Annotated in this window: 5 protein-coding genes; 1 reads left to right on the top strand and 4 read right to left on the bottom strand. The window is 48.2% G+C overall.

Annotation, left to right across the window (positions count from 1 at the left end; genetic code table 11):
* Positions 1–114: 114 nt before the first annotated feature.
* The 4 genes from DTQ70_RS31230 to DTQ70_RS14300 form a co-directional block, all read right to left on the bottom strand.
* Positions 115–8,331 carry an HYR domain-containing protein gene (locus DTQ70_RS31230; RefSeq protein WP_122931435.1) on the bottom strand — a complete coding sequence of 2,739 codons (8,217 nt, stop codon included), beginning with the start codon at positions 8,329–8,331 and terminating at the stop codon, positions 115–117.
* A 65-nt stretch (positions 8,332–8,396) separates the two neighbouring features.
* A complete protein-coding gene (locus DTQ70_RS14290) occupies positions 8,397–9,623 on the bottom strand; it encodes a DUF418 domain-containing protein (protein WP_122931436.1) in 1,227 nt (408 codons plus the stop codon).
* Between the two features lie 20 nt (positions 9,624–9,643).
* On the bottom strand, positions 9,644–9,838 hold the full coding sequence (locus DTQ70_RS14295; protein WP_122931437.1) for a hypothetical protein: 195 nt from the start codon (positions 9,836–9,838) through the stop codon (positions 9,644–9,646).
* Positions 9,839–13,864 (bottom strand): two-component regulator propeller domain-containing protein, encoded by a 4,026-nt coding sequence (locus tag DTQ70_RS14300; RefSeq protein WP_164490033.1) that lies wholly within the window; start codon positions 13,862–13,864, stop codon positions 9,839–9,841.
* 156 nt (positions 13,865–14,020) lie between these two features.
* Here DTQ70_RS14300 and DTQ70_RS14305 point away from each other — a divergent pair, with 156 nt between their 5' ends.
* Complete coding sequence (locus DTQ70_RS14305) at positions 14,021–14,725, top strand: LexA family transcriptional regulator (protein WP_122931439.1); 705 nt, start codon at positions 14,021–14,023, stop codon at positions 14,723–14,725.
* Positions 14,726–14,742 lie beyond the last annotated feature (17 nt).

Genomic DNA, 14,742 nt, shown 5'->3' on the forward strand with positions numbered 1-14,742 from the left:
CCGTAATTTTAACCTCTGACCCCAGTCGTATTTGTTCAAAAATCCACTAAAAATACAACAAAAAAGGGCAAGAACGATGCCGTCTTGCCCTTTTCAAAAATACAGAAATTGTACTTACTTTATTTTCACTACTTTAAGTACCTGTTGCTTTGATGCTGAGCGCACGTGGAGGAAATAAGCACCATTGGGCAAATCGCTTATTTCGTATTCTTCCAAATGGCTTGAGGTTTCCGCAACAAACGTCTGACGCAACACCTCCCGACCCAAAGCGTCGGTTAACGCTGCTTGCACTACTTGTCCCTTGCTCGCTTGCACTTTCAAACGCAGGATATTTGTGACAGGATTGGGCAAAACGGTGACGAAGGTGCCGTTATCAGTTATCTGTTTTCCGTTATCCGACCCTTGCCCTTCGCTTTTTGCATCTTCGCTATCCGCTGCGCGTGCTGCTCCCACGCCTACCCCATCTCGTGACTGGATACGGAACCAGTATTCTTGGTAGGCCAAGACATTACCTTGAGGCTTCCGTGTCGAGGGATAAATGCTGCCCCAGCCCTTTTGGTCCCAATAGCGAATGCCTAGTTTATATAAGCCTTTGGGTAAACCTGCATCGTAAACGTTACCTCCTGCTCCGTTGTCTTGGTAAAATCCGTAAGCGGGATGATTTTGTCCGTACAACTCCGTCCAGCCTTCGCGGTTGGCGTACATGAAATACGGCGCGTTGTTTTCGTGCGTGTTGAACGAACGAATCACACCCATTTCTGGCGTCGCCAACATGTCGAAGGTAAGCGAGCCGTCGGTGCTTAATCCGCAAGCTTCTACGTTAATTGTCCAGTAACGCGGAGCTTGTTTGTTAGCATTTTCTACAAAATACAAGGTCGGATTCACCTGCGTACTCTGCTCCAATTCGGGACCACCGTCGCGGGTGATGAACTGGCTCGACCACGCCGCGCGGTCGTTTACCTTCACCGCTGATTTGCTTTGGCCGATGTTTATCAATGTCACCACAAAAGCATTCCAATAAATATCCTTGCGAACACTTTCCGAACTTTCACAACCACCTTCAAAAAGACACTTCGCCCAATAAGTCTGTTTCGTTACGTTGTTGAAAGCGACTTCAAAACTTGGTGCGGTTACACCCGTGTTCCAGAATGTTTGGCTTCCTGCGGGGCAATTGGCTGAAATCGTGACCGTTGTGCCCGTGCAAACAATCTCTTGACTTGCCGTAATCACGGGCGCTACTTGGGTTGGTGTTAAAGTGAATGTCACTACATTGCTCTTTTCGCTCAAACAACCATTTTCAGTTTGGCAACGAGCGTAGTACGACGTCGTCTGGCTTGGAACGGTGGCGGGAAGGCTTGGCAAAGCCACGTTCGTGGTGGCATTGTACCAAACCGTGCGCAAACTGCCGCAAGTTGATTGTCCACTGAAACTGGCTGTCGCGTCGCAACTGCTCGTCGATGACAAAGACACTCTCGGTGCTGATGGAATATTCACCAATTTTAACCGCATCACGCCAGACTCCGATTCCACACAAGAAGGAGTCCCGTCTGATTTGCGACAGCGCACGCGGTAGTTGTGGAACTGATTATCCACCAAACCTACGGGAATTCCTGTACTATATTCTCCACCATCAACTGAATAAAGAATCACTTCGCCAGTGGCACAATTGGCAGTAAAGGTAAGAGGCACGTTCACCAAACTACACACTTCCTTCGTCTCACCTACGGCAACCGTCACGCCATCCACCAGCAATGACACGTTTTGTGGAACGGAAGCGCGGTTGTTAATTGTCAATTCAATTGGTGAAGTGTAAGTTACTGGATGATTAGCACTGCAAGCCGCCTGGTAGCGGTGGGGTTGGTTATTGGACGGCTGGGTGACTGGTGGATTGGGAGACCAATCGCTCCATGCATTGTTGCCAACTTGTACACGCCAAACGGGCGAACCTACCACACACAAACCCGAAACTGTAAACTGCAAACCATTAACTGGATTGGCATCCGTATCGCACAAAACTTGAGAATTACCTTCGGAAAGCGTTTGTTGGAGCGTTGTTAAAATAATTGTTGGTTTGCTTATCACTGTCACTGTAAACGAGCACTCCGTCGTCTGGCCATTCGCTGCTGTCACTTTGAAAGTATTTGTCGTAACTCCTACAGGATACAGCACTCCTGTTCCCAAACCTGACGTCTGGATCGTTACTGCATCTGCACAATTGTCGGTACCAACGGGGGCTACGTATGTCACGAGCATACCTTCATAGACTACAATATTCGCGGGACAAGTTATCTTTGGTGCTTCCGCATCAGTAACAGTCACGGTGAATGAACAACTTGTCTTTTGTCCGTTCGACGCCGTTACTTCAAACGTATTTGTCGTTGTGCCTACGGGGAAAGCTGCGCCAGAAGCCAAGCCTGCCGTTTGCGCCGTCGTTGCTCCTGAGCAATTATCACTGCCCACGGGTGCTGTGTATGTCACCACCGCTGAACATTGACCCGCATCATTGCTGACGCTGATATTCGCAGGACAAGTTATCTTTGGCACTTCCGTATCGGTGACCGTTACGGTGAATGAGCAGCTTGTCTTTTGTCCGTTCGCTGCCGTTACTTCAAACGTGTTTGTCGTGATTCCTACGGGGAATGCTGCGCCAGAAGCCAAGCCTGCCGTTTGTGTCGTCGTTACTCCTGAACAATTGTCACTGCCTACGGGTGCAGTATATGTTACCACCGCTGAGCATTGACCCGCATCATTGCTAACGCTGATATTTTCAGGACAAGTTATCTTTGGTGCTTCCGTATCAACCACTGTCACTGTGAATGAACAGCTTGTCTTTTGTCCATTTGCTGCCGTTACTTCAAACGTATTTGTCGTTGTGCCTACGGGGAAAGCTGCGCCAGAAGCCAAGCCTGCCGTTTGCGCCGTCGTTGCTCCTGAGCAGTTATCGCTGCCTACGGGTGCTGTGTATGTCACCACCGCTGAACATTGACCCGCGTCATTGCTAACGCTGATATTCGCAGGACAAGTTATCTTTGGCGCTTCCGCGTCTGTAACAGTCACGGTAAATGAACAGCTTGTCTTTTGTCCATTCGACGCCGTTACTTCAAAAGTATTTGTCGTTGTGCCTACGGGGAATGCTGCGCCAGAAGCCAGACCTGCCGTTTGTGTCGTCGTTGCGCCTGAGCAATTATCGCTGCCCACGGGTGCTGTGTATGTTACCACCGCCGAGCATTGACCCGCGTCATTGTTAACGCTGATATTTTCAAGACAAGTTATCTTAGGCGCTTCCGCGTCGGTAACAGTCACGGTGAATGAACAGCTTGTCTTTTGTCCGTTTGCTGCCGTTACTTCAAACATATTTGTCGTGATTCCTACGGGGAAAGCTGCGCCAGAAGCCAGACCTGCCGTTTGCGCCGTCGTTGCGCCTGAGCAATTGTCACTGCCTACGGGTGCTGTGTATGTCACCACCGCTGAACATTGACCCGCGTCGTTACTGACGCTGATATTCGCAGGACAAGTTATCTTTGGCGCTTCCGCGTCTGTAACAGTCACGGTGAATGAACAGCTTGTCTTTTGTCCGTTTGCTGCCGTTACTTCAAACGTGTTTGTCGTTGTGCCTACGGGGAAAGCCGCACCAGAAGCCAAACCTGCCGTTTGGGTCGTTGTTGCGCCTGAGCAATTGTCGCTGCCCACGGGTGCTGTGTATGTCACCAGCGCCGAGCATTGACCCGCGTCGTTGTTAACGCTGATATTCGCAGGACAAGTTATCTTTGGTGCTTCCGTGTCGGCAACCGTCACGGTGAATGAACAGCTTGTCTTTTGTCCGTTTGCTGCCGTTACTTCAAACGTATTTGCCGTGATTCCTACGGGGAAAGCTGCGCCAGAAGCCAAGCCTGCCGTTTGTGTCGTCGTTGCTCCTGAACAATTGTCACTGCCTACGGGTGCAGTATATGTTACCACCGCTGAACATTGACCTACATCATTGCTAACGCTGATACTTTCAGGGCAAGTTATCTTTGGCGCTTCCGTATCGGTGACCGTTACGGTGAATGAACAGCTTGTCTTTTGTCCGTTTGCTGCCGTTACTTCAAACGTATTTGTCGTTGTGCCTACGGGGAAAGCCGCGCCAGAAGCCAAGCCTGCCGTTTGCGCCGTCGTTGCTCCTGAGCAGTTATCGCTGCCCACGGGTGCTGTGTATGTTACAACCGCCGAGCATTGACCCGCATCATTGCTAACGCTGATATTCGCAGGACAAGTTATCTTTGGCGCTTCCGCGTCTGTAACAGTCACGGTGAATGAACAGCTAGTCTTTTGTCCGTTTGCTGCCGTTACTTCAAACGTATTTGTCGTTGTGCCTACGGGGAAAGCTGCACCAGAAGCCAAGCCTGCCGTTTGTGTCGTCGTTGCGCCTGAGCAGTTATCACTGCCCAAGGGTGCCGTGTATGTTACCACCGCCGAGCATTGACCCGCGTCGTTGCTGACGCTGATGTTGGCGGGGCAAGTAATCTTTGGGGCTTCCGCGTCGGTGACCGTTACGGTGAATGAACAGCTTGTCTTTTGTCCATTCGATGCCGTTACTTCAAACGTATTTGCCGTGATTCCTACGGGGAATGCCGCGCCAGAAGCCAAGCCTGCCGTTTGTGTCGTCGTTGCGCCTGAGCAATTGTCACTGCCTACGGGTGCTGTGTATGTCACCACCGCCGAGCATTGACCTGCGTCGTTGCTGACGCTGATGTTGGCGGGACAAGTAATTGTTGGTGCTTGGTTATCGCCTACGGTCACTGTTGCACAGTTACTAATGGCTTCACAAGAGACCCCATTTAACGTAGAAATAGTCACACGTCGATAGTACGTCGTTTGGCCTAATGGTGCAGGTGGATCGTACGTTGAAGCTGTTGCATCCGCGATGGTCGAAAAACCACTACTGCAATTTGTGGTACTCTTCTCCCAGCGGTAGGAAATCGTACCGGCCCCTGACCCATTGGTCGTTGAGGCAAAATTACCGGGATCACCCGCTGCGCAAATAGTCTGATCACCAGAAATACTGCCTGCGCTTACCGAGGCTACCGTGACGGTTACACAATTACTCACCGCTTCGCAGGAACCACTGGCTACACCATTGAAGGTGGCAATCGTTACTCGCCGAAAATAAGTCGTTTGGATTATACCGGCAGGTGGATTATACGTCTCTTCTGTTGCACCCATAATTGAGCTAAAGCCGCTATTACAATTCGTCGTACTGCTTTCCCAACGGTAGGTAATGGTACCCCCATTGCTCGAACCGGCAACACTGCTGGTGAAAGCGGCTGGGTCACCACCTGAACAAAGCGTCTCATCGCCGGCAATCGTTCCTCCCTGCGGATTGAGCACCACAATGACTATACAATTTGGGGCAATCGCTTCACAAGCAACCCCATTTAAAGTAGAAATGGTAGTCCGACGAAAATAAGTGTTTTGAGTAATACCAACGGGTGGGTCATAGTCTGCACTCGTTGCGCCCATGATAGGGGTCAATCCAGAAACGCAATCCGCTGTGCCACTTAACCAGCGATAAGTAATCGTACCACTGCCCGAACCGAGACTCGTAGAAGTAAGTGTTATTGGGTCACCGCCATGACAAGCTACCTGAGAGCCAGCAACATCACCTCCACTTACATTATTAATGATCACTGTTGCACAGTTACTAATGGCTTCACAAGCGACCCCATTTAGCGTAGAAATAGTCACACGTCGATAGTAAGTCGTTTGGCTTAATGGTGCAGGCGGATCGTACGTTGAAGCTGTTGCATCCGCGATGGTCGAAAAACCACTACTGCAATTTGTGGTACTCTTCTCCCAGCTGTAGGAAATCGTACCAGCCCCTGACCCATTGGTCGTTGAGCTAAAATTACTAGGATCACCCGCTGCGCAAATAGTCTGATCACCAGAAATACTGCCTGCGCTTACCGAGGTTACCGTGACGGTTACACAATTACTCACCGCTTCGCAGGAACCACTGGCTACACCATTGAAGGTGGCAATCGTTACTCGCCGAAAATAAGTCGTTTGGATTATACCGGCAGGTGGATTATACGTCTCTTCTGTTGCACCCATAATTGGGCTAAAGCCGCTATTACAATTCGTCGTACTGCTTTCCCAACGGTAGGTAATGGTACCCGCATGACTCGAACCAGCAACACTGCTGGTGAAAGCCGCTGGGTCACCCCCTGAGCAAATCGTCTCATCGCCAGCAATCGTTCCTCCCTGTGGGCTAAGCACGACAATGACTATACAATCTGGTGCAATCGCTTCACAAGCAACCCCATTTAAAGTAGAAATGGTAGTCCGACGAAAATAAGTGTTTTGAGTAATACCAACGGGTGGGTCATAGTCTGCACTCGTTGCGCCCATGATAGGGGTCAATCCAGAAACGCAATCCACAGTGCTACTTACCCAGCGGTAAGTAATCGTACCACTGCCCGAACCGAGATTAGTAGAAGTAAGTGTTATTGGGTCACCGCCATAACAAGCTACCTGATTACCAGCAACATCACCTCCACTTACATTATTAATGATCACTGTTGCACAGTTGCTAATGGCTTCACAAGCGACCCCATTTAGCGTAGAAATAGTCACACGTCGATAGTAAGTCGTTTGGCTTAATGGTGCAGGCGGATCATACGTTGAAGCTGTTGCATCCGCGATGGTCGAAAAACCACTACTGCAATTTGTGGTACTCTTCTCCCAACGGTAGGAAATCGTACCAGCCCCTGACCCATTGGTCGTTGAGCTAAAATTACTAGGATCACCCGCTGCGCAAATAGTCTGATCACCAGAAATACTGCCTGCGCTTACATTATTGACATCAACCGTGGTAGTTTGCGCCAAGCCACTGATGACACAATTATTGGCATCCGTGATTTGAGTGAGGTTAAAATGGGTAGTACCCGTAAAATGAGTGCCTTCAGTTCGCGTAAGAAACACGGAGCCACTTGGTACATCATTGTACGTTATACCATTGACTACAATATCAAAAGGCCCCGTGCCCGAAGGGGAAGTGAAACTAAGTTGAACACTGCCTCCTGCACAAATAGTCGTTGCGTTGCTACTGATATAACCAGTAGGGCTGAGACTGGAAGTATTACTGGCATAAATGTTGTCATTATTGGTATAAGTGCTGTTATCGTCATCGGCAGTATTGCCGCTAAACGCCACATTACACATCGTCACCGCTGGGTAGTTAGTAGTCCCTGGTGCTGGATTTCCACCATTATGGGTCAAGTTGAATACAAAAAATGCCCCGCCATAACCTTTGGCACCATTATTTCCTCTGGTTGCATTATTATTGGTAAAATTGACACCAGTTAAACTCAATCTGCCGCTCGCGACAAAAATAGCCCCACCAGCGCCCATACCACCACCTCCATTATTACCCCCACCAAAACCTCCGTCCGCTCCTACTAAACCCCTGCCACCGCCGCCACCAAAACCACCTCTCGCCGCTGTATTACCCCTACCACCACCGCCACCAAAACCACCAGGGCCGCCTGTAGTGCCACTACCACCGCCGCCGCCAAAACCACCAGGGCCACCGACTGTGCCACCACCACCGCCGCCGCCAAAACCACCGGTACCACCACTTGTACCACGATTTCCACCGTTGCCAAATATAGAGATTCCATCATTGGTACCACCAATATTGTCTCCGCCATTGGTCACACTACCTCCAGCAGCATACCCATTTCCCAACACACCGCCTGCTCCACCGTAATAGAACGTAAATTCGCTTGAGACAACAGGAAAAGCACCGCCATTGCCACCCATACCACCACCACCATCTACCGAACCTGTACCATTGCCTCCTACTGCTCGGTTGTTGCTAAGGTTAACATTGATTAAACTTAAATGAATACTACCAGTCCCCCCTTCTTTACCTTCGTGCATAAAGATAGCTCCACCCGCACCCATACCTCCTCCATTACCATCACCCCCTTTGGCGTAGCCATTGGCCAGGGTAAGGTTTTGAATGGTAATGGTACCATTTTGTATCCAAAAAATACGTGAGGTACCACCTCCGCTAATTGTCAGATTTGCTACCCCTAATCCATTGATGCTAACATGATTCGTAATCACCAAAAAGGGACTGATGACCGTAATGGTTGACCCATTGGATACCGTAAAATTAATCTGATGCGGGGTAGCCGCCGTTGCACTTGCATCTGCATTGGCACTAAGAATGGCTTGGCGAAGAGAACCTGCGCCACTGTCATTGGTGTTGCTCACCGTAAAGGTGGCCGCATGGGCAATTCCAAGCAGACTAGCCCACAGAGCAAAAATTAAGACACTTCTTTTCATAATTAATTGATTTTAAGCAAATTATTTTTGGTATGCCGTAATCGCATACGTCGATCAAACCTTCATTAAGTGTGTTTAGGAAATGGCTTCTGGGTATAGGTGAGCTTTCGCCAAAGCCCTTCTAAAGGCCCTTGTCGGTAATACTTCAGCCAGAGGTTGCTGTAGCCAACTTGACAAACATAGATACTGACCGCAACAACCAGCGATTCGAGCAGGGTCAGTCGCCCCGACAAGCCTAGACCATAGCCGTAAAAAAGTCCCATGCACAACAGGGTTTGCATCAGATAATTGGTCAGCCCCAACCGACCCGCATTGGCAATCCAACCGAAAACACGATTGGGATATTGGTTGAAAAGCATAGCGAGTTCAATCAGATAGACTACCGTCAACAAAGGAGTTCCTAGAAAGTCGGCCAGTGAAAAAATCAAGGATTCGTAGGGTAAAGAGTTGGCTGTAGGCAGGTGAACGCCAAAAACGGGCAAGCTGGCAACCGCTTTTAACATCAGTCCCATTGGGAATAGCCAAAAAGCCGTTCGTAAAAATTGATTTTTAACTTCAGACAGTCGGTTAAACAGTTGTAGTTTTCCCACCATCAAACCCAATAAAAACATCATCTCGTAGTGCAAGTAACTGGCAAAACCGTGCTTGAAAGCCATGACATGCAGCATCACCACCCCCAAACTTTGCAGATTCATCACCTCCCAAACCGAACCTTGTTGCCAAGTAGCGACCACCTGCATGACGACCGCATCGAACTGTTGCTGACTGGCCGCTTGCTCAGATGGCGTAGATGGAAACGCCAAGGTCTGTACAGTCTGAAGCACGGCACCCAAAACAGCCAGTCCAATGACCCATTTACCCAACACAGTAACCGACTTTTTACTAAAATAAAGCAATGTAAACCCTAACAACGCATACTTGTGCAGGACGTCGCCAAACCAAAATATAAAGGCATGAAGCAACCCCAAAGCCAACAATATCCATAAACGTCGTTTGAAAAACCGATTTGTATCCAGCCCCGCGTGGGTATTCTTTTCACTCATCAAATAAAAACCTAGCCCAAAAAGAAAACTGTAAATCGTATAAAACTGCCCTTTTATCAAAAGATGAACAAAAAATTGGGCGGGTGCGTAGGTATCTGGCTGGTCTAATCCTAGCTTATATACCTGTTCAGGACGGAGCAAGGTAAACAACGCATAGGTCTGTACGTTGATCAACAGAATGCCCAACAGAGCTAGTCCCCGAATAAAATCAATCGTGGCTACACGATGTGAGAGGCTTGGTTTCAACATGGAATTTACCAACAATTAATTTAGAGTTTCTCATTGAGACAGGACGCTTCATCACTGCCATCCACGTTGATATAAAACCAGTTGTAGAGAAGTAAATAAAAGACCCGTTTTTCGGACACAAAGGTCTGACCAAGCCCCAAAAAGGATGGTAAATCAGGTTGCAAATGTGGTAACTGAGGTTGCAGCGTGCCCCAAAACACGCTTTTTTGGGGCATTTAGCCCAATCGGGCAAATTCGCTGGGGGTCATTTGATACTGTTCCCGAAAACACTTAGCAAAATACTGAGGGCTGTCAAAGCCGACGCAGTAGGCTGTTTCGGAACTATTATACCCCTGTTGTAGAAATTGAGTAGCGCGTTTGAGTCGATAGATACGAATGATGTCACCCGTAGCCAGACCTGTCAGTGCTTTTACTTTACGGTGCAACGAACTGCGGCTCAAATTGAGTTGTTCGGCCAATTGCTCCACACTCAACGACGAATCGTCCAATTTTTCTTCGACGATGGCGTATAGTTTTTCCAGAAATGAATCAAGCTCCACTGGCTCTGTAGCCTGCGTTTCGTTGGGTTGGTCGGGCTTGGCGGCCACAGGCCGTGCCAACTCTTGCCGCATCCGCTCACGAAACCGACGCTGGCGTTCGAGCAGATTGTGAACACGCAACGTCAACTCCTGCACGTGAAATGGCTTGGTCAAGTAATCGTCAGCTCCCCGCGTGAGACCTTCCAGACGATTTTCAAAAGTGACTTTAGCCGTTAGCATAATGACTGGGATGTGGTTGGTCTGCTCTTCTTCCTTGATTTTTTGACAGAACGTATAGCCATCCATCACGGGCATCATCACGTCGCTGATAATTAAATCGGGCAAGTCCGCCAATGCTTTTTCAAACCCGTCGGCTCCATTAACCGCCCGACTGATGCGGTAAAAGGCGGGTAAACTATCCACAATAAAATCTGCCAGTTCCGCATTATCTTCTACCAACAGCAGATGCGGGGGTTCGCTATGATTTTCGTATAACATCGATAAATCTGCCAATGATGACTCCTCCGCAATGGGCTCTTCCACCACCTCTGCAACCAAACGTTGGTCAGCCCGTCGGTAAGGGAGCCTCACCCGAAAGGTTGCCCCTTGGCCAAGGGTACTTTCCACGGCAATGTGCCCTTGCTGCAATTGTACCAATTCTTTCACCAACGCCAGCCCAATCCCAGTACCCATCCGAGTTCTAGGACTAACTCCCTCTCCTTGATTGTCCAGCGCTACATCAGCCGACTGCTGAAAAAAACGGTCAAAAACCAGCGGCAATTTATCGGCTGCAATGCCCACACCCGTATCCGACACCACCAGTTCCAAGTCGGTAGAAGCACCCAACGAAACCGTAACTTGTCCCCCCTTTGGCGTAAACTTCAACGCATTCCCCACTAGATTGGTAATAATCCGCCCAAGCTTTTCTTCATCAAACCAATAAGTACCACCAACCGCCGACGAAACCGACAAGACGATGCCTTTTTGGGTGGCTTCTTCCTGAAACAATCCGACGGTCTGCGCTACAAACTGGTCGATATCCCCTTGTACTTCCTGAACCGTCAGCACGTTGGCGTCGAGTTTGGCAAAATCTAGCAATTGGTTAATCAGGGATAACAACTGCTTGGCATTGCGGCTAATCGACTCCAAGCGCTTGACGTAGGGCGTACCCGCCAATTCTTGAATCAAGCCAGCCATTGGCGAAAGAATCAGGGTCAGCGGAGTACGAAAATCATGCGTTACGTTGGTGAAAAAACGAGACCTTATTTCGTCGAGTTCACGCAATTGCCGCGCTTCCTGCTGACGAAGCGCTACCGACTGCCGCAACTGCAATTGGTTTAGTCGTAACCGAATACCGTACCAGAGACTACCCGCCACCACCAGTACATACAGCACATAAGCCCACCAAGTAGTCCAGAAAGGAGGGGTGATGATAACGGTCAATCGGCGCACGTAGGGGCTCCAAATACCCGACGTATTGGAGGCATTGACCAACAGCGTGTAGCGCCCAGGTGCCAGCGTGGTGTAAATGGCCTGCGGCTGACTCGTTTCCACCCAATCATCTTCCACGCCTTCCAGCTTATAACGATAGTGATTTTTGCCTGGCAAGTTGAATTGCAAAGCGGCAAAATATACCGTCAAAAAATTCTGATTATAGGGTAATATAATTTCATGAGTGGCATGAATAGGCGACCTAAGAAAAGACTGAGGGTTGGGCTCAACCAACCGATTATTGACGTACAACTCGGTTAGTTCCACTCTGGGCTGAAATGAATCATCCCGTAATTGAGCTGGCCAAAACGACGTTATGCCTTCTATGCCTCCCATGATGATTTTTCCATTGGGTAGGTGAAGGTAATGAAAGCGGTTAAATTCGTTGGCCAGCAACCCGTCTTCAGTTGTAAAATTTCGGACCTGAAAGGTTATACGGTTCATTCGGCATAGTCCTTTGTTGGTGCCAATCCACAGATTTCCGTATTGATCAGGAAGGGCAGAATAAATTACATTGTTGGGCAAACCATCCTGCTCTGTAACCCGCCGACACTGCCCCGACCGCTTATCGAACGCACACAATCCTTTGCCAAACGTACCAATCCACAGCCGATTTGAATCCGCGGGGTCTGCGCTTAAACAGTAAAGTGTATTGCTACTGAGCGAAGTAGGCTGGTCGGGCTGGTGAACATACTTCCTTAATTGCCCCGTTTTTCGGTCAAACCGATACACCCCCTGATTGTTCGTGGCAAGCCAAAATGCTTGTCTGTCGGCCACCATCTGTATCATTTCAGTAGGAGAATCCACCTTAAAATGATGCTCTGAACGAATCCACTGACGTTTTTCAGGTTCATAATACCATAAGTAATGGGCATCTTTTTGCCATTGTAGCAGCCAAACACGCCCCTGCTCATCGGTCGCCATCGGCGTAATCGTTTGGACAAAGGGAATGGGAAAGTCAACCCGCTGCTCCTTGTGCGTGGCTGTATTGATATGATAGATAGTCGATGTACCACTATTAGCCCAAAGACCTCCCTGATGATCTAGCGTATAGCGAAACTTATACGGGTCTGTGTTTTGGCCCAAGCGAGTCTGATTGGCTGGCAGACGCAACCCTTGAACAAACACATCTTCCTGAAAACCATGTTGATAACGAGCCGTTTGGAAGCTATTTGCCCGTAAATCGTATTTGCGGACTCCCGAACCGTTGGTTCCGACCCAGAGGACATCTGAGTGATCAATGAGCAGACTGGTACAAAAACCAGTTTTTAACGTAAAATTGGTCACCAACTGAATAGTTGCCAAGTCAGTAAAGCGAAACAGGCTATTCCGTTGATCAAAATAAACTTCTCCCCGACTATCGGTTACAAAATGAATACCCCATAAGTGATGATCTTCTGGCGACGCTTTATCTTCGTTAGGCAATCGTTGGGATTGAAAATGCCCTGTTTTGGGGTTGAACTGGCAGACATAATGATGGGTACCCAATAGCAACTCCCCCGAGGGTCGTTGGGCCATTCCATATATGGCCAGCTCGGGCAGTGCAAGGGGTGTCTGAGAGTTGGGGCGATAATGATGAAAGTAGCCCATCTTCTCGTCGAACCGTTCCAAACCTGCATCCGATGTACCAACCCAAATCGTTCCCTGCTGATCCTGTAATACCGAACGTATGTGATTTGAACCTATGGAATGCGGTTGATCATCGCGGTGCTGAAACCAGCGGGCACGCCGAGTCGTCATGTCATAGCATACCAAACCATTGTTCTCAAAGGCCATCCAAAGCCTGTTTTGTCGGTCGGGGTAGTAATGTCTGGCACCTATATAAGGTACCTTCAGGTGGGTTAGTTGTTTCAAGATGTCGGTAAAAACTTCGGTGAGAGGATCAAACATAACCAGCTCCCCCTGTTCCGACGTAATCCATATACGTCCCTGATGATCAAGCAATAAAGAGTAAAGACTAGAAAAGGGTATGGATGATTTTCCAGTAGTATCTCCCTGTTCTCGGAAAACTTTTAAACGGTTACCGTCGTATCGACAGAGGCCATCGTGGGTAGCCATCCAGATAAATCCTTGTTTATCTTGTACAATACCCGAAACAAATCCCTGTGGTAAGCCCTGTTGATTAGTAAAAAGTTCAGGTTGTGGAAAGTCCAGCAATTGCGCCCTTACAAACGAACCCAAAAAGGCTAGAAACAAAAACAACAACAATATCTGAATTCTATTCCGTGGCATAGTAAAAGCGAAAAACATCAGGCCAAAGTTAGTAAACATGGTGGAGATAACTGACTTATGGCACGTTGAAATCATCCATCTACTTTCAAGGTAGTTTAAAATTTGATTTTTGTCTATTTTATTTATACTTTGCGTATATATTTTAAACAGCAATACATGAAATCAATTACTTATTTTGCCCAAAATTTGGTTTGGTTACGTAATCAATTGGCACCTAAACTTTCTCAACAGCGTTTGGCCGACGAAATTGGCATCAAAAAATCCACCCTTGCCGCTTACGAAGTAGGGCGTTCTGAGCCCAATTTCGGTGATTTGGTAAAATTAGCCGCCTATTTTAATGTTTCCATTGATGATTTTCTCCAAATAGATTGTAGTCAGAAAATAAAGCCTGTTGCTCGGCACAAAACAACTGACCGAGTTTTGGTCACCACCGTAGATAGCACTGCCCGTGAAAACATTGAATTTGTGCCCGTCAGGGCATTGGGTGGTTATACCCAAGGTTACGGCGATGTTGATTATGTGCAAAAACTTCCCGTTTTCCAGATGCCCTTTTTATCACGCGACCGTAAATACAGGGCTTTTCCCTACGTGGGTGATTCAATGCCACCTCTCAGAAGCGGCTCCGTTGTTTTTGGAGAGTACATGGATAACTGGGGCAGTATAAAAAATGGCACCCTTTGCTTGATTGTCACTTCCGACGAAGGTGTTGTACTAAAAAAGGCATTTAACTACTTAGATGACAAGGGCGTACTTGTCCTAAAATCTCTCAACGAAAGATATGCCCCGTACCCTGTTGGTATCAATGAAATACTCGAAATTTGGCAGTTTGTAGGCTATTTTGATGAACGATTTCCTGAATAAAACCCATTAATTTCATC

It is taken from the genome of Runella sp. SP2, assembly GCF_003711225.1.
Taxonomy (GTDB): Bacteria; Bacteroidota; Bacteroidia; order Cytophagales; family Spirosomataceae; genus Runella.